The sequence below is a fragment of the Streptomyces ruber genome (genome assembly GCF_014648075.1).
Lineage (GTDB): Bacteria > Actinomycetota > Actinomycetes > Streptomycetales > Streptomycetaceae > Streptomyces > Streptomyces ruber.
This window is the reverse complement of record NZ_BMQK01000005.1, coordinates 1-17,139: the sequence shown is the minus strand read 5'-3', so window position 1 is coordinate 17,139 and position 17,139 is coordinate 1. Positions and strand designations below refer to the sequence as shown.

The window sequence follows — 17,139 nt, the reverse complement described above, 5'->3', positions numbered from 1 at the left end:
TCCACTACTCAAGTGTCTCCTGGCGCCCGGTGAGGCGCCTGGCGTTTTCCAGGTGGGCGGCGAGCTGCTTCTGGATGCGCTCGGTCGCCTCGTCCAGCGCCTTGCGCGTCCGCCGCCCGCTGCCGTCGCCCGCGTCGAACGGCTCGCCGAAGACGACGTCGACCCGGCTGCGCAGCGGCGGCAGCCCCTTGATCAACCGTCCGCGCCGCTCGGTGCTTCCCAGCACCGCGACGGGCACGATCGGCGCCCCGCTGCGGACCGCGAAGTAGGACAGCCCCGCCCGCAGCGAGGCGAAGTCGCCCTCGCCCCGGGTGCCCTCGGGGAAGATCCCGAGGACGCCGCCGTTCTCCAGGACGCCCAGGGCCCTGGTGATCGCGGTCCGGTCGGCTGACGAGCGGTCCACCTTCACCTGCCCGATGCCGAGCAGGAACGGGTCGAGGGGACCGACGAACGCCTCCTTCTTGATCAGGAAGTGCGTGGGCCGCGGCGCCACGCCCATGACCATGGGGCCGTCGATGTTGTGGGAGTGGTTGACGGCGAGGATCACCGGGCCGGTCACGGGAACCTTCCAGGCGCCCAGGACGCGCGGCTTCCACAGCCCGTACATCAGGCCGACGCCGATGCGGCGGCCGACCTCGGCACCGCGTACCGAAGGCGCCTCGGTCACTTCGCGGCCCGCTTCTCCTCGACGAGGGTGACCACGCACTCGATGACCTGCTGCAGCGTGAGGTCGGAGGTGTCCACCTCGACCGCGTCGTCCGCCTTGGCCAGCGGGGAGGTCCTGCGGGTGGAGTCGGCCGCGTCGCGCTTGAGCAGCGCCTCCCGGGTGGCGGCCACGTCGGCGTCCTTCAGCTCGCCGCTGCGGCGGGCGGCGCGGGCCTCCGGGGAGGCCGTGAGGAAGATCTTCAGGTCGGCGTCCGGCAGCACGGTGGTGCCGATGTCCCGGCCCTCGACGACGATGCCGGTCACCGCGCCGGCGGCGATGGCGCGCTGGAGCTCGGTGATCCGGGTCCGCACCTCGGGCACCGCGCTGACCGCGCTGACCCTGGAGGTGACCTCCTGGGTGCGGATCGGGCCGGCCACGTCGACGCCGTCCACGGTGATGGTGGGCGAGGCCGGGTCGGTGCCCGAGACGATGTCCGGCTTGCCGGCCGCGGCGGCGATCGCCGAGGGGTCGTCGACGTCGATCCCGTTGGTCACCATCCACCAGGTGATCGCCCGGTACTGGGCACCGGTGTCCAGGTAGCTCAGCCCGAGCTGCGCGGCCACGGCCTTCGAGGTGCTCGACTTGCCCGTGCCGGAGGGGCCGTCGATGGCGACAATGACTGCCGGGGCGGTCCGGGCGGCGCCGTTTTCCACGGTCTGGAGACCTTCCTGGTGCAGGGGGGCGGTGTGCGCGGGACGCGAACGCGCCCCGCACAAGGTTACTTGTTCCCCGCCCGCCCGGTTCCCGGCCGGGTCACTGGCGGATCGCCCAGCCCCGCTCCCGCAGGGCCGCGGTCAGCACCGCCGCCGCCTTCGGCTCCACCAGCAGCTGGACCAGACCCGCCTGCCGGCCGGTCGCGTGCTCGATGCGGACGTCCTCGACGTTGACCCCGGCACGCCCGGCGTCGGCGAAGATGCGGGCCAGCTGGCCGGGCTGGTCGTCGATGAGGACGGCCACGACCTCGTACACGCGCGGGGCGCTGCCGTGCTTGCCGGGGACGCGGACCTGGCCGGCGTTGCCGCGGCGCAGGACCTTCTCGACGCCGGCGGCGCCCTCCCGGCGCTTGTCCTCGTCGGCGGACTGCAGGGCGCGCAGGGCCTGGACGGTGCCCTCGAGGTCGGCGGCGACCTCCGTGAGCAGGTCGGCCACGGGCCCCGGGTTGGCGGACAGGATGTCGATCCACATCCGCGGGTCGGAGCCCGCGATCCGGGTCACGTCGCGGATGCCCCCGCCGCACAGCCGTACGGCCGCCTCCTCGGCGTGCTCCAGACGGGCCGCGACCATGCTCGACACCAGGTGCGGCATGTGGGAGACCAGGGCGACCGCGCGGTCGTGGGCGTCGGCGTCCATCACGACCGGCACCGCGTGGCAGTGCGACACCAGCTCCAGGGCGAGGTTCAACACCTCCGTGTCGGTCTCCGCGGTGGGCGTGAGCACCCAGGGCCGGCCCTCGAAGAGGTCACCGGTGGCGGCGAGCGGGCCGGACTTCTCCCGGCCCGCCATGGGGTGCGTGCCGATGTACGCGGAGAGGTCGAGGCCGAGCGCCTCCAGCTCGCGGCGCGGGCCGCCCTTGACGGAGGCCACGTCGAGGTAGCCGCGGGCGAGGCCGCGCCGCATCGCGTCGGCGAGGGCCGTGGCCACGTGCGCGGGCGGGGCGGCCACGATCGCGAGGTCGACCGGGCCGTCGGGCGCCTCGTCGGTCCCGGCGCCGAGCGCGGCCGCGGTACGGGCCTGCTCCGGGTCGCGGTCGGCGAGGTGCACCGTCACACCGCGCTGGGCGAGCGCGAGGGCCGCGGAGGTGCCGATCAGCCCGGTGCCGAGGACGAGTGCGGTCCTCACTGGGCGATGTCCTTGCGGAGTGCGGCCGCGGCGCCGAGGTAGACGTGGGCGATCTCGGCGCGGGACCGGTCCGACTCGATGTGGGCGAGGATCCGCACGACGCGGGGCATGGCGCCCTCGACGTCGAGCTCCTGGGCGCAGATGAGCGGTACGTCGACGATGCCGAGCCCCCGGGCCGCGGCCGCGGGAAAGTCGCTGTGCAGGTCGGGCGTGGCCGTGAACCAGATGCTGATCAGGTCGTCCGGGGTGAGTCCGTTGCGCTCGAGTATGGCGGTGAGGAGCGCGCCGACCTGCTCGTCCATGTGACCGGCCTCGTCCCGCTCCAGTTGGACGGCGCCCCGGACAGCTCGTACCGCCACGGCTGTGCTCCTCGCTGATGTACGTACACGACTCGTCCCACCAGCGTAGTCAGCCCGGCACGCACCGGTGACGGGCGCCCGCCTGCCGAGACGGCGGCCGTACGGCTGCCGGGCGTACGAAACACACGTATCACCGATTTCCACCCGTATCACCGCAGCTTTCGCGTCCTTCGCTGCCAGGATGTCCCGCATGACGACGGGATCGACACGGCGCACCGTCCTGGTGACAGGCGCGGCGGTGCTGCTCGCGGGATGCGGCGGCGACGGTGACGGGGGCGGCGGGGAGTCCCCGGCCGAGAGCGAGGAACTGGCGAGAACGGACGACGTCCCGGTCGGCGGCGGGAAGATCCTCGGGGAACGGAAGGTCGTGGTCACCCAGCCCGAGGAGGGTGACTTCAAGGCGTTCTCCGCGGTCTGCACCCACCAGGGCTGCACGGTGACCGGCGTCTCCGGCGGTGCGATCACCTGCGGCTGCCACGGCAGCAGGTTCAGCGCCACGGACGGCTCGGTGACGGCCGGACCGGCGACGAGGGCACTGCCGGAGGAGAAGATCACGGTGACGGGACATTCGATCCGCCTGCAGTGATCGACCGCGTACGCTCCCGGGCATGCAGCCCGAGGCCCTGGTCCGCGACCACACGATCTACTCCTGTGTCATGGGCTCGCGCGCCTTCGGCCTGGCCACGGACGGCAGCGACACCGACCGCAGGGGCGTCTTCCTCGCCCCCACCTCCCTGTACTGGCGCTTCGAGAAGCCGCCGACGCACGTGGAGGGACCGGCCGAGGAGCAGTTCAGCTGGGAACTGGAACACTTCTGCTCGCTCGCCCTGCGGGCGAACCCGAACATCCTGGAGTGCCTCCACTCCCCACTGGTGGAACACGTGGACGCCACCGGCCGCGAGCTGCTCTCCCTGCGGGACGCGTTCCTCTCCCGCCGGATACACGACACCTTCGCCAGGTACGCCCTCGCCCAGCGCAAGAAGATCGACGCCGATGTCCGCACGCACGGCGCCCCGCGCTGGAAGCACGCCATGCACCTGCTGCGCCTGCTGACCAGTTGCCGCGACGCGCTCCGCACGGGCGAGCTCGTGATCGACGTGGGCGGGGATCGCGAGCGGCTCCTGGCGGTCAGGCGCGGCGAGGTGCCGTGGCCCGAGGCCGAGTCGTGGATGACCCGGCTGGCGGCGGAGACCGACGAGGCGGCCACCCGCTCCCCACTCCCGCCCGAACCGGACCGCGCCCGCGTGGAGGACTTCCTCGTACGCACCCGTCGCGCCTCAGCCCTGCGGGAGACCGTCCCCCTGGGGCCGCACCCGGACGACGAGGCCGTACAGGGCGTCGTACCCGACCGGGACGTCCGGCAGCCCTGAGGCGGCCTGCGGCTCGTCCAGCAGCACGTGCAACCGCTCCACGTCGGCCCGCACGCGCGCGTGGTCGACGTCGGCGGCACCGTGCTCCCGCTCGGCCTCGGCACGGACGAGGCCGGGCAGGTACGCGGGCGCGTCGACCTCCTCCAGCAGCGCGGGAAGATGCGCCCGCACCTCGCCGCTGCGCATCAGGTGGATACCGGTGAGCAGCACCCGGAAGGTGAGGAGCAGCACCCGGAAGGTGTGGACCAGCACCCGGAAGGTGAGGAGCAACGCTTCGGCCCGCCCGTCTTCTCGGACAGCCTCCACTGGGTCGTCGCGAAGCCCCGGTAGTGGTGGCCGTGGTGGCTGGTCAGGACACCGGGGGCCAGGGCGGCCAGCTCCCGGTGGGTGTCGGTGGTGTGCACGACCAGCGGGGAGAGCGACTGTTCGAGCACCTGACCGTTGCGCCTGAGCATCAGCCGGACGAACCTGCGCAGGGCGTGCGTGACAGGGGGCGTGACAGGGGATCGGGCTGCTCCGCGACGACGGGCGCGAGGTCGATGTCCAGGCCGGAGACCGAGAGGGCGTTCGTCATTTCTCAGGCGTCCCAGAGCGCCCCGAGCGCCAGGAGGTCGTCCCGGTACTCGATGCGGTCGGCCCATTCCGCGGGCCAGGCGTCCGGGCCGTGGTGGGCGCCCGCGAACGCCCCGGCGAGACAGGCGATCGAGTCCGAGTCGCCCGAGGTGCAGGCGGCCCGGCGCAGGGCGGTGACGGGCTCGTCGAGGAAGAGCAGGAAGCACAGCAGACCGGTGGCGAGGGCCTCCTCGGCGATCCAGCCCTCCCCCGTGGCCAGACACGGGTCGGTCTCGGGCGACGGGTCGCGCAGGGCCTGCCGGAGGCGGTCGAGGACGGCCAGGCACTCGTCCCAGCCGCGCGCGATGAAGTGCTCGGGGCCCGGGTCCTGGCTCCGCGTCCACAGGTCGCCGAGCCAGTGCTCGTGGTAGCGGGTGCGGTTGTCGTAGGCGTACGAGCGCAGCAGCCCGACCAGGCCGGTCGGCTCCGTGCCCGCGGCCAGCAGCCGGACCGCGTGCGCCGTGAGGTCGGAGGCGGCGAGCGCCGTGGGGTGGCCGTGGGTGAGGGCGGCCTGCAGCTGGGCGGCGCCCGCGCGCTGGTCGTCGTCCAGGCCGGGGACGAGCCCGATCGGCGCGACGCGCATGTTGGCACCGCAACCCTTGGAGTGGATCTGTGAGGCGTCCTGCCAGGGCCGGTCCCCGTCGCCGAGCAGACCGCAGGCGACCAGGCAGGTGCGGCCGGGGGCGCGGTTGTTCTCGGGCGAACGGGACCAGGCGACGAACTCCTCGCGCACCGTGCGCTCCAGCGGCTCAGGGGCGAGGGGGCCGCGCTCCAGGGCCGTCCGCAGCCCCCGGCCCAGCGCGAGCGTCATCTGCGTGTCGTCGGTGACGATCGCGGGTCTCGGCAGCTCCGTCCCCCGCCAGGGACCGCACTTGGCGAGGATCGACGGCACGTCGTGAAACTCCGTCGGGAAGCCGAGCGCGTCGCCGAGGGCAAGGCCGGCGAGCGCCCCGGTGGCGGCGCGCTTGGTCGATATCGTGCTCATGGGCGTCCTTCTCGGGGTGGTCGCAGCAGGGGCGGATGCAGGCCCGTGGCGGGGCCCGCGCGGTACAGCGCGGCGGGTTTGCCACGCCCGCCGGTCAGCCGGGCGGCACCGGGCACCGCCGCCACGAACCCGTCGGTGGCGAGGACCTTGCGGCGGAAGTTGGGCCGGTCCAGTGCCGTGCCCCACACCGTCTCGTACACCTGCTGGAGCTCTCCGAGGGTGAACTCCGGCGGGCAGAAGGCCGTGGCGATGCAGGTGTACTCGAGCTTGGCGCCGATCCGGTCGTGGGCGTCGGCCAGGATGCGGTCGTGGTCGAAGGCGAGCGGCCCCGCCTCGTCGTACGGCAGCCAGCGGGCGCGCGCCGCGTCCCCGCCGCCGCGCGGTTCGGGTGCGTCCGGCAGGAGGGCGGTGTACGCGACGGAGACGACCCGCATCCGTGGGTCGCGGTCCGGCTCGCTGTAGGTGCGCAACTGCTCCAGGTGCAGCCCGGAGACGTCCGCGAGGCCGGTCTCCTCGGCGAGTTCGCGCCGGGCCGCGGTCCCGGCGGACTCGTGGGGCAGCAGGAAGCCGCCGGGCAGCGCCCAGCGGCCCGCGTACGGCTCCTGTCCGCGCTCGATCAGCAGGACCTGGAGCCGGCCCTCCCGGATGGTGAGGACCGCCAGGTCGACGGTGACGGCGAAGGGTTCGAAGGCGTACTTGTCGTAGCCCTCCATGTCCGCCCCCTTGTCCGTGCCGCCGCCGGGCGCCGGCGCGCGGGACCGGGACCACCCCCGTGGGCCCTGCTCCCGCGCGCCGCGCCCGACGGCGGCACCATTAATGGTCGAGACGACTATAAAAAAGCGGACGGCTCACCACAAGCCCTGGAACACCTGAAGCGCCTGGGACACCTGAAGCGCCTGGGACAGAGGGGAGGAAGAGGGGGAGAGGAAGAGGGGGAGAGGAAGAGGGGGAGAGGAAGAGGGGGGAGAGGAAGAGGGGGGAGAGGAAGAGGGGGGAGAGGAAGAGGGGGGAGAGGAAGAGGGGGGAGAGACGGGGGACGGGGAACGGTAGACGGGGAACGGAGACATGCAGGAACGCGAACGCGCCTCGACGGCCGGTCGCGGAAGTCCGGGACCGGCCGTCGAGGCGCGTTCGCGGCGGGATGCGGCGGCGAGAGGAGCCGCCGCGTGCCCGTGCCTGCTACAGGTCCACCTCACGCATCAGCATGCCCACCTCGGTGTTGGACAGGCGGCGCAGCCACCCGGACTTCTGGTCGCCGAGCGTGATCGGCCCGAAGGCGGTGCGCACCAGCTTGTCGACCGGGAAGCCGGCCTCGGCGAGCATGCGCCGCACGATGTGCTTCCGGCCCTCGTGCAGGGTGACCTCGACCAGGTAGTTCTTGCCGGTCTGCTCGACGACGCGGAAGTGGTCCGCGCGCGCGTAGCCGTCCTCCAGCTGGATGCCGTCCTTGAGCCGCTTGCCCAGGTCGCGCGGGATGGGCCCGACGATGTGCGCGAGGTAGGTCTTCTTCACGCCGTACCGGGGGTGGGTCAGCCGGTGCGCCAGCTCGCCGTGGTTGGTGAGCAGGATGACGCCCTCGGTCTCGGTGTCGAGCCGGCCCACGTGGAACAGCCGCGTCTCGCGGTTGGTCACGTAGTCGCCGAGGCTCTGGCGCCCCTCGGGGTCCTCCATCGTCGACACGACGCCCGCGGGCTTGTTCAGCGAGAAGAACTGGTACGACTGCGTGGCCACGGTCAGCCCGTCGACACGGATCTCGTCCTTCTCCGGGTCGACGCGGAGGCCCTGCTCCAGCACGATCTCGCCGTTGACCTCGACCCGGGCCTGCTCGATCAGCTCCTCGCAGGCGCGGCGCGAACCGTAGCCCGCGCGCGCGAGCACCTTCTGCAGCCGCTCGCCCTCCTGCTCGGCTCCCGGGAAGGTCTTGGGCAGCTTGACGTCCTTCTTGCCCGCGTACCGCTCCCGGTTGCGCTCCTCGGCGCGCGCCTCGTACTCGCGGGAGCGCGCGGGGGCCGTACGGCCCTGCCCGGCGCCGCGCCGGGGCTCCTGGGGCCGCTTGGGGCCGCCCTTCGGGCCACCACGGGCCGCGCCGCCACGCCCCGACTTCGGGCCGTCCTGGGAGGCGCCGGGACCCACGTCGTAGCGGCGCTCCTCCGGGCGGGGCTTGCGGGGGCGGCCCTGCCCCTGCTTCTGGTCCCTGTTGTTGCCGGCGCCGCGGTAGTTACCGCGCCCGCCGCTCTTGCCGCTGCCGCTGCTTCGCATCAAAGTTCCGTCGTCGTCTTCGTCGGGTGATCGTCGTCTGCGTCCGGTGCGTCCGGATCGAACGACGGTACGCCCTCCTGGGTCTCGGCCTCGATCGCCTCCGCCTCGGGGAGGAAGGGCGCGAGCTCCGGGAGCTCGTCCAGGCCGCGCAGGCCCATCCGCTCCAGGAAGTAGTTCGTCGTCCTGTACAGGATCGCACCTGTTTCGGGTTCCGTGCCCGCCTCCTGGACCAGACCGCGCTGGAGAAGGGTGCGCATGACCCCGTCGCAGTTGACCCCTCGTACGGCCGAGACACGGCTGCGACTCACCGGCTGCCGGTACGCGACCACGGCCAGCGTCTCCAGCGCGGCCTGGGTGAGCCGGGCCTGCTGCCCGTCCAGGACGAAACGGTCGACGGCGGCCGCGTACGCCGGCCGGGTGTAGAACCGCCAGCCCCCGGCCACCGGCCGCAGCTCGAAACCGCGGCCCTGCGCGGTGTACTCGTCGGCCAGTTCCCGCAACGCGTCCGCGACCTGCCGCCGGGGGCGTTCCAGGATGCGCGCGAGGTGCTCCTCGCCGACGGGCTCGTCCACGACCATGAGGACGGCCTCCAGGGCGGGCTTGAGACCGAGGGCGGCGACGGTCTGCGGGCCGGGGCCCGCCGGATCTCCGGTGCTCTCCTCGCTCACGCCTTCTCCTCGCTCCTGCCGTTCTTGCTGTTCTTGTCGTTCTTGTCGTTCTTGTCGTTCTTGTCGTTCTTATCGTTCTTGTCGTTGCTGTCGCTCTTGCACTCGGACCCGCGGTCCTCGGGCGGCCGGTCGAACTCGTCCGTGACCTGCGGCGTCCCGTCCCCGTCACCGCCGGTCCAGCGCACCAGCAGCTCGCCGAGGGCGGCCTCCTGCTCCAACGCGACGGCCTTCTCCCGGTACAGCTCCAGCAGCGCCAGGAACCGCGCGACGACGGTCAGCGTGTCGTCGGTGTCCGCGACCAGCGTCCGGAAGTCCGCCTCACCGAGCTCCCTGAGCCGCGCCACGACGACCCCGGCCTGTTCCCGCACGCTGACCAGCGGCGCGTGGATGTGGTCCACGTACACCTGCGGTTCGGGCTTCGGCCGCATCGCCTTCACGGCGAGCCGCGCGAACCCTTCCGCGCCGATGCTGATGACGACCTCGGGCAGCAGCTCGGCGTGGTGCGGTTCGAGCCCGACGGTGCGGGGGTGCCGCCGGGCCTCCTCCTCCAGCCGCCCGCTGAAGATCTCGGCGATCCGTTTGTACGCGCGGTACTGGAGCAGCCGCGCGAACAGCAGGTCACGGGCCTCCAGCAGCGCCAGGTCGGCCTCGTCCTCGACCTCTGCGGCGGGCAGCAGCCGCGCGGCCTTGAGATCGAGCAGCGTGGCCGCCACGACGAGGAACTCGGTCGTCCGGTCCAGGTCCCAGTCCGGCCCCATGGCCCTGATGTGCGCCATGAACTCGTCGGTCACCCGAGAGAGCGCGACCTCGGTGACGTCCATCTTGTGCCGGGAGATCAGCTGGAGCAGCAGATCGAAGGGGCCTTCGAAGTTGGCGAGCCGCACCGTGAAGACCCCGTCACCGGATGCGTCGCCCGCGAGCTCCGAATCCGCCCCGTCCGCCCCGTCCACCGCGTCCGACGGGGCCACGGGCACCGTCCCCGACTCCGGCCGCACGCCGGAGGCCTCCGGAGCGGCGAGACGGCCAGGAGCCCCCGCCCCGGCACCGCCACCGGCGCCCCGGGACCCGGCCGCCCGCACACGCTCGCCCGCCTTGTCCGGCCCGTGCGCTCCGTCCGACGGGGCCACGGGCACCGTTCCATGCCCCGGCCGCACACCAGGAGCCTCCGGAGCGGCAAGACGGCCAAAGACGCCCGCCCCGGCACCGCCACCGGCGCCCCGGGACCCGGCCGCCCGCGCGGGCTCGTCCACCGCTCCGGACCCGTGCGCGGCCGTGGCCGGAGGCATTGGCGAACCGTCCTCGGCGGCCCGGGCCGCCGGGCCCTCCCCGTTCCCCTCCGCGTCCGCGTCCGCGTCCGGAGTCCCCTCGATCACGTACTCCGGCTCCGGCTCGGCCTCCCGCGGGGGCCGCGCGGGCGCGGTCCCGGGTCCGTGTCCCAGCGCGCGCCGACGGCTGGTGGCGCCGCCGGAGGCTGTCGTGTCGTGGGAGGTCATGGCGGTCGCAGGCTACCGCGTACGGTCCCTGAAGCCGACTACCGCCCTGTCCGCCCCCTGCCCGTGCGCCTACCGTCCGCGCAGCCTGCGGACGAGGATGCTCGCGTCCCCCCGGGACTCCAGGTCGGCCAGGACGACGGCGACGGCCTCCCGCACGATCCTGCCCCGGTCGACCGCCAGCCCGTGCTCGCCGCGCAGCACCAGGCGGGCGTGCTCGAGGTCCATGAGTTCCTCGGCGGACACGTACACCGTGATCTTCTCGTCGTGCCGTTCGCGCCCGCTGGGGCGGCGCGCGGGGTTGCGCCCGCGCCGCCGGGACGCGGGCGCGGCCGCACCGGTACCGTCCTGCGCCGGTTGCCGTCTCGCGGCACGTGGTGTGCCCGGCACGGCACCCGCGGTCTTGTCCTGCGGTTCGGCGGCGGCCCGGCTGCGGGACTCCCCCGCCCCGGCCGGCTCGGCCTCGGCGGCCGCGTGCTCGGTTCCGTCGCCGCCCTGGGCGGGCACCGACGGCGGCGCGTCCCCGTCGGCGGGATCGCTCTCCGCCGCGGGTGCGGGCACCCGGGCCTCACCATTGGCCTGGCGCCGGGGCGTGGACGCCTGGAGCGCCATGCCCCCTGTCGTACGGAAGAGTTCGTCGGCCCCGGGCAGACTCACTCGGCGTGACACCGGGCGAGCACCTCCCTGGCGAGCTGGCGGTAGGCGGCGGCACCGACGGAGTTGGAGGCGTACGTGGTGATCGGCTCTCCGGCGACCGTGGTCTCCGGGAAACGGACCGTGCGCCCGATGACCGTGTGGTACACGTGGTCGTCGAACGCCTCGACGACCCGCGCGAGCACCTCGCGGCTGTGCACGGTGCGCGAGTCGTACATCGTGGCGAGGATCCCGTCGAGCTCCAGCTCCGGGTTGAGCCGCTCCTGGACCTTCTCGATGGTCTCGGTGAGCAGCGCCACACCGCGCAGGGCGAAGAACTCGCACTCCAGCGGAACGATCACCTTGTGGGCCGCCGTCAGGGCGTTCACCGTGAGCAGGCCGAGCGAGGGCTGACAGTCGATCACGATGTAGTCGTAGTCCGCCATGAGCGGCTTCAGGGCGCGCTGCAGCGTCGACTCGCGCGCTACCTCGCTCACCAGCTGCACCTCGGCGGCGGACAGGTCGATGTTGCTGGGCAGCAGGTCCATGTTGGGGACCGCGGTCTTCAGCAGGACCTCGTCGGCCGCCATGCCCCGCTCCATGAGCAGGTTGTAGACGGTCAGGTCGAGCTCCATCGGATTGACGCCCAGGCCGACCGAGAGGGCGCCCTGCGGGTCGAAGTCGACCAGCAGCACGCGCCGCCCGTACTCGGCGAGCGCGGCGCCCAGGTTGATGGTCGACGTCGTCTTGCCGACGCCGCCCTTCTGGTTGCACATCGCGATGATCTTCGCCGGGCCGTGGTCGGTCAGCGGTCCCGGGATCGGGAAGTACGGCAGCGGGCGTCCCGTCGGGCCGATCCGCTCCCGGCGCTGGCGGGCCGCGTCGGGCGCGAGCGTGGCCGCGTACTCCGGATCGGGCTCGTACTCGGCGTCGGGGTCGTAGAAGTGTCCCTCGGGCAATTCGTCGTAGTCGGCGAAGTGGTCGCGGAGTTCGCCACTTCCGTCGCCGGCCATGGCGTTCACGTGATGGCCATCCATGCTCTGGTGTCCTGGCTGAGTCACCCCCGGTGTTTGGTGACCCTGGTGGGCTGCGAAGGTGCGCACAGCGACGGAGCCGACAGCCTGAAGCCCCGTGGGCCGATGACCCTGCGCGGGCGTTCCTGGTTCCCCACCCCCGGGAGCAAATGTCGACTCATTCACAAGTCGTCTTACCTCCTTGGTGACCAGGAAACATCTAGATAGGTCAGCGTGGCACCATGCCGACGGTTGGCGACTCTATGGCGTGTCACCGGTCCGCAGCAACACAATCCGCCGGACCCGGCCCGATGTGTCGGCATTGAAACATGGCGCTGTCAAGGGCGTACGGCCGTCGCATGGCAGGTTTCACCGTTGCGCGAAAGGGTTGAAGGGTTACGTTCGAGGCGAGTTGACCCGGCGCAGGTCAGTGAACATACACACATTCGGCCGGACCTTGTCGGGCAAGGTCCGGCCGGGTGGACGACGTTGACGCGCCGTGTTGACGTATCGCCTTTTGGTGCGGGTCGACCGGCCGCCCGAACGCGCGGGCGGGCCGGCCGACCGCGCGGCCTAGCCGAGCAGGGCGGCGAGCTCCACGTGGTCCAGCCCGTGCGCCTGGGCCACCTCCTTGTGCACCACCTTGCCGTCATGGGTGTTGAGGCCCCTGGCCAGCGCGGGGTCGCGGCGCAGCGCCTCCACCCAGCCACGGTCCGCCAGTTCCACGATGTACGGCAGCGTGGCGTTGGTCAGCGCGTAGGTCGAGGTGTTCGGCACGGCGCCCGGCATGTTGGCGACGCAGTAGAACACCGATCCGTGCACCGGGAAGGTCGGTTCGGCGTGCGTGGTGGGGCGCGAGTCCTCGAAGCAGCCGCCCTGGTCGATCGCGATGTCGACAAGGACACTTCCCGGCTTCATGCGCGCCACGAGCTCGTTGGTGACCAGCTTCGGCGCCTTGGCGCCCGGGATGAGGACGGCGCCTATCACGAGGTCCGCCTCCAGGCAGGCCTTCTCCAGCTCGAAGGAGTTGGAGACGACGGTCTGGATCCGGGTGCCGAACAAACGGTCCGCCTCACGGAGCTTGTTGATGTCCTTGTCGAGCAGGGTCACGTGGAAGCCCAGGCCGATGGCGATCTGCGCGGCGTTCCAGCCGGAGACACCGCCGCCGATGACCACGGCCCTGCCCGCCGCCACCCCGGGCACACCACCGGGCAGCACGCCGCGGCCGCCGCCCGGGCGCATCAGGTGGTAGGCGCCGACCTGCGGGGCGAGCCGGCCCGCGACCTCCGACATGGGGGCGAGCAACGGCAGCGCCCGGTTCGGCAGTTCGACGGTCTCGTACGCGATGGCCGTGGTGCCCGACTCCAGCAGGGCGTCCGTGCACTCCCTGGAGGCGGCCAGGTGCAGGTAGGTGAAGAGCGTCTGGTCCTTGCGCAGGCGGTGGTACTCCTCGGCGACCGGTTCCTTGACCTTCAGCAGCAGGTCGGCGGTGGCCCACACCTCGTCCGCGGTGTCGAGGATGCGGGCGCCCGCGGCGACGTACTCGTCGTCGGTGATGGAGGAACCGACGCCGGCGTTCCGCTCGACGACGACCTGGTGCCCGTGGCGCACCAGCTCGTGCACGCCGGCCGGGGTGATGGCCACCCGGAACTCGTTGTTCTTGACCTCGCGGGGGATGCCGACCTTCACGTGGATCACGGTCCTTGGCTCGTTAGGGGTGGGCCGGCACGCACGCGCACCCACGCGTCGCATGCCAGAACGTTGCAGACAAACCCGTACGCACAGGAGCGCACCGGGAGACACCGCGGAAGAACCGGCGGCGCACCCAGTCTAATGAAGGTCTTCTCCCTGTCTAGCCTTCCAATGCACCAATCTTCGCTGGACGCACTACAGGTTTCTTAGGCGTTAGCTTCGTGTTCCGTCGCGATCTCGCCGTCACCGACGCCGTCGCCGTGGTTGTTGTCGTTGTTCTCGCAGTCCTCGCAGTCCTCGTTGTTCTGGTTGTTCTTGTTGTCGTTGTCGCTGAGCTCTTCTCCCAGCATGCGCTCGGCCGTCCCCCGGTGCAGCCGGGCCGCCGCCGGGTCACCGAGCCGCTCCAGCGTGTCCGCGAGCCGGAGGTGCAGCGCCGCCTGCAACCGCGCGTCGTCGGCCCGCCGCGCCCACTCCACGGCCTCCTGGCAGGTGTACAGCGCCTCCTCGGGCCGCCCCGCGTACTCCTGCACCCGGGCCATCTCGCTCAGCGCCCGCGCCTGGCCGGCCACGTCGTCGAGCCGGCGGTAACCGGCCAGGGCCGACCGCCAGTTGCGCAGCGCCTCCCCGTAGCGGCCCGCGTAGGTGTGGGCGGTGGCGATGCGGCCGTGCAGCCGGGCGGCGTCGGCGCGCTCGTCGCGGGCCAGCCGCTGGGCGAGCGCCCGCCCGTACCAGTCGGCGGCCCGGTCGTGGTCCCCGAGATCCTGGTGGGCGCCGCCCACGGACTCCATCGCACGGCCGGTCGCGTACGGGTCGTTCGCCTGCCGTCCGGCGTCCAGCGCGGCCCGGTAACGGCGCAGCGCCGCGGCGGTACGGCCGGTGCGGGCGTCCAGGTCGCCCAGGTTCAGCAGTGCGGCGGCCTTCTCCCGGGGCAGGTTCCGGCGCTCGGCGACGCCGAGGACGAGCTGGTGGATGCCGTACAGGTCGGGCGCGGCGGCGTGGGTGCCGAAGTGGGCGACCATCGCCCGCACGAGCTGGGACATCAGGCGCCGGGCGAGGGTGTCCAGCTCACCGTCGGCCACCGCGAGCCGGGCCGCCGCCAGCAGTGCGGGCCGCCGCACGCGCAGCCAGTCCTCGGCCGCCCTGGGGCTCGGGAAGCGCAGCGCGCGGGGCATGCCGAGGAGCTTCTCGCGGGCCTGCGGGTTGTCGGTCTCGGTGATGGCCCGGCAGGACTGCAGCAGCCGCAGGGTGCGCTCCAGCATCCGGGCGCGGGCCAGCTGCAGCTCGGCCGGGCGGTCGTGGGTCTCGGCGAGGGGGCGCAGCAAAGGGTGCAGACAGCCGGGGACCTCGTAGCTGGGCAGCGGCGAGTCGACGGCGTGCAGGAAGCCGAGGTCCGCCAGGTCCTCCAGCGCGGCGCGGGCCGCGTCCACCGAACAGCCTGCCAGTCCGGACGCGGTCTGCGGATCGACCAGGCCCGCCGGGGCGAGCGACAGCAGCCGCAGCATCCGGGCGGTGGCGCCGGGCAGCGAGTCGTGGGAGAGGCGCAGCAGCCGGGTGAGCGGCGGGCCCTCCGCGTCCTCCGCGTGCAGGTGCCTGGTCAGGTCGGCGACGGCGGCCTTGGGGTGCGCCGCGAGCCAGCCCCCGGCGAGCGTCAGCGCGGCGGGCTGGGCCGCGCACTCCTCGACCAGGCTCTCCGCGGCGCGCGGGTCGACGGTGATCCGCACGGAACCGATGGCCCGCGTCAGCAGCTCCAGCGCGGACTTGGTGTCCAGCCCGCCCAGGGTGCAGGGGCGGACGTCGGCGATGCCGGTGAGCGGGCCGTCGGAGACCGCGACGACCAGGCACTCGGGTGTGTCCGGCAGCAGCGCGTCGACCTGCTCGGCGTCGGCCGCGTCGTCGAGCAGGAGCAGGGCCCGGCGGCCGGCCAGGGCCTCGCGCAAAGCCGCGGCGAGGTCGTCCTCGTCGGCACCGGCCGGGGCGGGCAGGCCGAGCGCGGTGAGCAGGTCGCGTGCGGTGCGCTCGGTCGGTACGGGCGTGCCGCCGGGCTCGGTCAGACGGGCGCGGAGGACGCCGTCGGGATAGCGGCCGGACACCTGCCGGACGAACTCCTCGGCCAGCGCGGTCCGGCCGTAGCCGGGGCGTCCCGCGATGAGGAGCACGCGCGCGCGGGGCGCCTTCCGGCCGGAGATGGTGTCGAGACCCGCGCGCTCGATGTCGGCGCACAGCTCCTTCAGCTCCCGTGTGCGGCCCAGGAACCGGTGCCCGGTCGTGGCGCCGTCGGCCGCGGCCCGTCCCTCCTCGGCCATCCCGGTGCTCTCCGTGTCGACCGCCTGATCCGTCACGGGTCACGCTCCCGTCCCACTGCACGTGCGAGCCCGCCGGGACTCCGGTCCGGGCGTTTGGTAGAGCCTAGTTCACGCTCTGCGACGAACCCGTGGAGCGCGGCGGAGAGGTCCCTCGATCGGATCAGCCGATCGTAGGACCGGCGGGGTCGGGCGCGTGGGCGGCAGCCCCGCGCCCGAAGCCGAGGGGCGCGGGGAACTGCGCAACCGGCCCCGCGGCGGAGCGCTCAGGCGTCGAACGGCCGTGCGGGCCATGGCGCCTCCGCCGGGCGCAGCGCCTCGAGCCCGTCCCCGCCGCGGGCGGCCACCAGCGACAGCACACCCACCACCAGGCAGTTGTTGTGCAGCTCGCCGGCGAGGACACCGCGCACGAGTTCGTCGACGGGCACCCGCGCCAGCTCCATGTCGGCCTCCTCGTGCTCGACGAGGAACCGCTCCCCCTCGGCCTCGGAGAGATCACGGGCGAGGAAGATCCGCACGGATTCGTCACAACCGCCGGGCGTGGTGTAGACGTCGGTCAGCACCCGCCAGTCCTCGGCCTTGACGTGGGCCTCCTCGTACAGCTCCCGCTGGGCCGCGTGCAGCGGGTTCTCGCCGGGGACGTCGAGGAGCCCGGCGGGGATCTCCCAGAGTTTCTGCCGCACCGGGTGGCGGTACTGGCGCAGCACCAGGACCCGGTCCTGGTCGTCGAGGGCGAGGACGGCCACGGAGCCGGGGTGCACCTGGTAGTCGCGGCGGACGACCGAGCCGTCGGGCATGACCACGTCGTCGGTGCGTACGGAGGTCTTGTTGCCCGTGAACGGCGTCTCGCTCGCCCGGACCTCCCACTCCTCGGCGGTGTCCTTGATGGTCATGCCCTGTCCTTCCGAGTGTGCCGGGCGGGCCGGCCGTGCAAAAAGTGAACCGGGGTACGCGCCCCGCGAAGGGCGCGTACCCCGGTCACCGTACAACTCTCGTGTCACCTGGTCTTACTCGGCCGTCGCGCCCGTCTTGCGCTCCACGGCGGCTTTGACCAGTCCGGCGAAGAGCGGGTGCGGGCGGGTCGGGCGGGAGCGCAGTTCCGGGTGGGCCTGGGTCGCGACCAGGTAGGGGTGGACGTCCCGCGGGTACTCGACGTACTCGACCAGCTTGCCGTCCGGGGAGGTGCCGGAGAACTGCAGACCCGCCTTCTTCT

16 protein-coding genes and 2 pseudogenes are annotated in these 17,139 nt (G+C 72.8%); 2 read left to right on the top strand and 16 right to left on the bottom strand.

Annotated elements, in window-relative coordinates:
- Nucleotides 1-4: 4 nt before the first annotated feature.
- The 4 genes from IEZ04_RS14070 to aroH all read right to left on the bottom strand — a co-directional run bounded on the left by IEZ04_RS14070 (nucleotide 5) and on the right by aroH (nucleotide 2,904).
- The gene (locus IEZ04_RS14070; protein WP_189217179.1) at nucleotides 5-667 is read right to left on the bottom strand and encodes a lysophospholipid acyltransferase family protein; all 663 of its coding nucleotides are present in this window, start codon (nucleotides 665-667) and stop codon (nucleotides 5-7) included.
- Nucleotides 664-1,359: a (d)CMP kinase gene (cmk, locus tag IEZ04_RS14065; protein WP_189217178.1), complete on the bottom strand. Its 696-nt coding sequence runs from the start codon at nucleotides 1,357-1,359 to the stop codon at nucleotides 664-666. The genes IEZ04_RS14070 and cmk overlap by 4 nt, the downstream gene beginning before the upstream one ends.
- A 100-nt stretch (nucleotides 1,360-1,459) precedes the next feature.
- The gene (locus tag IEZ04_RS14060; RefSeq protein ID WP_189217177.1) at nucleotides 1,460-2,545 is read right to left on the bottom strand and encodes a prephenate dehydrogenase; all 1,086 of its coding nucleotides are present in this window, start codon (nucleotides 2,543-2,545) and stop codon (nucleotides 1,460-1,462) included.
- Nucleotides 2,542-2,904, bottom strand: coding sequence for a chorismate mutase (gene aroH / locus IEZ04_RS14055; RefSeq protein WP_189217176.1), 363 nt, complete (start codon nucleotides 2,902-2,904; stop codon nucleotides 2,542-2,544). Before aroH ends, IEZ04_RS14060 begins: the two co-directional genes overlap by 4 nt.
- Before the next feature lie 190 nt (nucleotides 2,905-3,094).
- Here aroH and IEZ04_RS14050 point away from each other — a divergent pair, with 190 nt between their 5' ends.
- Together IEZ04_RS14050 and IEZ04_RS14045 are read left to right on the top strand one after the other, a co-directional pair.
- A complete protein-coding gene (locus tag IEZ04_RS14050) occupies nucleotides 3,095-3,490 on the top strand; it encodes a Rieske (2Fe-2S) protein (protein WP_189217175.1) in 396 nt (131 codons plus the stop codon).
- Between the two features lie 22 nt (nucleotides 3,491-3,512).
- Nucleotides 3,513-4,274 (top strand): nucleotidyltransferase domain-containing protein, encoded by a 762-nt coding sequence (locus tag IEZ04_RS14045; RefSeq protein WP_189217174.1) that lies wholly within the window; start codon nucleotides 3,513-3,515, stop codon nucleotides 4,272-4,274.
- On the opposite strand, the pseudogene IEZ04_RS14040 reads toward IEZ04_RS14045, so the two are convergent.
- The 12 genes and pseudogenes from IEZ04_RS14040 to IEZ04_RS13985 all read right to left on the bottom strand — a co-directional run.
- Nucleotides 4,182-4,762 (bottom strand): annotated as a pseudogene (locus IEZ04_RS14040) (nucleotidyltransferase domain-containing protein); the annotation flags it as partial. The gene IEZ04_RS14045 and the pseudogene IEZ04_RS14040 sit on opposite strands and share 93 nt — an antisense overlap.
- Nucleotides 4,763-4,851: 89 nt before the next feature.
- Entirely contained in the window at nucleotides 4,852-5,871 is a 1,020-nt protein-coding gene (locus IEZ04_RS14035) for an ADP-ribosylglycohydrolase family protein (protein WP_189217173.1), read from the bottom strand.
- A complete protein-coding gene (locus IEZ04_RS14030; protein WP_189217172.1) occupies nucleotides 5,868-6,584 on the bottom strand; it encodes an NUDIX hydrolase in 717 nt (238 codons plus the stop codon). Before IEZ04_RS14030 ends, IEZ04_RS14035 begins: the two co-directional genes overlap by 4 nt.
- A gap of 466 nt (nucleotides 6,585-7,050) precedes the next feature.
- Nucleotides 7,051-8,130, bottom strand: a complete 1,080-nt coding sequence (locus IEZ04_RS14025; protein WP_189217171.1) for a pseudouridine synthase — start codon at nucleotides 8,128-8,130, stop codon at nucleotides 7,051-7,053.
- Nucleotides 8,130-8,798 (bottom strand): SMC-Scp complex subunit ScpB, encoded by a 669-nt coding sequence (scpB, locus tag IEZ04_RS14020; protein ID WP_189217170.1) that lies wholly within the window; start codon nucleotides 8,796-8,798, stop codon nucleotides 8,130-8,132. The genes IEZ04_RS14025 and scpB overlap by 1 nt, the downstream gene beginning before the upstream one ends.
- Nucleotides 8,795-10,084 (bottom strand): segregation and condensation protein A, encoded by a 1,290-nt coding sequence (locus IEZ04_RS34800; RefSeq protein WP_373296316.1) that lies wholly within the window; start codon nucleotides 10,082-10,084, stop codon nucleotides 8,795-8,797. The genes scpB and IEZ04_RS34800 overlap by 4 nt, the downstream gene beginning before the upstream one ends.
- Nucleotides 10,085-10,360: 276 nt before the next feature.
- Nucleotides 10,361-10,957 (bottom strand): hypothetical protein, encoded by a 597-nt coding sequence (locus tag IEZ04_RS14010; protein ID WP_189217168.1) that lies wholly within the window; start codon nucleotides 10,955-10,957, stop codon nucleotides 10,361-10,363.
- Nucleotides 10,942-12,120 carry a ParA family protein gene (locus IEZ04_RS14005; protein WP_189217167.1) on the bottom strand — a complete coding sequence of 393 codons (1,179 nt, stop codon included), beginning with the start codon at nucleotides 12,118-12,120 and terminating at the stop codon, nucleotides 10,942-10,944. Before IEZ04_RS14005 ends, IEZ04_RS14010 begins: the two co-directional genes overlap by 16 nt.
- 387 nt (nucleotides 12,121-12,507) lie before the next feature.
- On the bottom strand, nucleotides 12,508-13,632 hold the full coding sequence (gene ald / locus IEZ04_RS14000) for an alanine dehydrogenase (RefSeq protein ID WP_189217166.1): 1,125 nt from the start codon (nucleotides 13,630-13,632) through the stop codon (nucleotides 12,508-12,510).
- 200 nt (nucleotides 13,633-13,832) lie between these two features.
- Nucleotides 13,833-15,965: a tetratricopeptide repeat protein gene (locus IEZ04_RS13995; RefSeq protein ID WP_373296309.1), complete on the bottom strand. Its 2,133-nt coding sequence runs from the start codon at nucleotides 15,963-15,965 to the stop codon at nucleotides 13,833-13,835.
- A gap of 227 nt (nucleotides 15,966-16,192) precedes the next feature.
- On the bottom strand, nucleotides 16,193-16,819 hold the full coding sequence (locus IEZ04_RS13990) for an NUDIX domain-containing protein (protein ID WP_189217165.1): 627 nt from the start codon (nucleotides 16,817-16,819) through the stop codon (nucleotides 16,193-16,195).
- 114 nt (nucleotides 16,820-16,933) lie between these two features.
- Nucleotides 16,934-17,139: pseudogene (locus tag IEZ04_RS13985) on the bottom strand (CTP synthase); the annotation flags it as partial.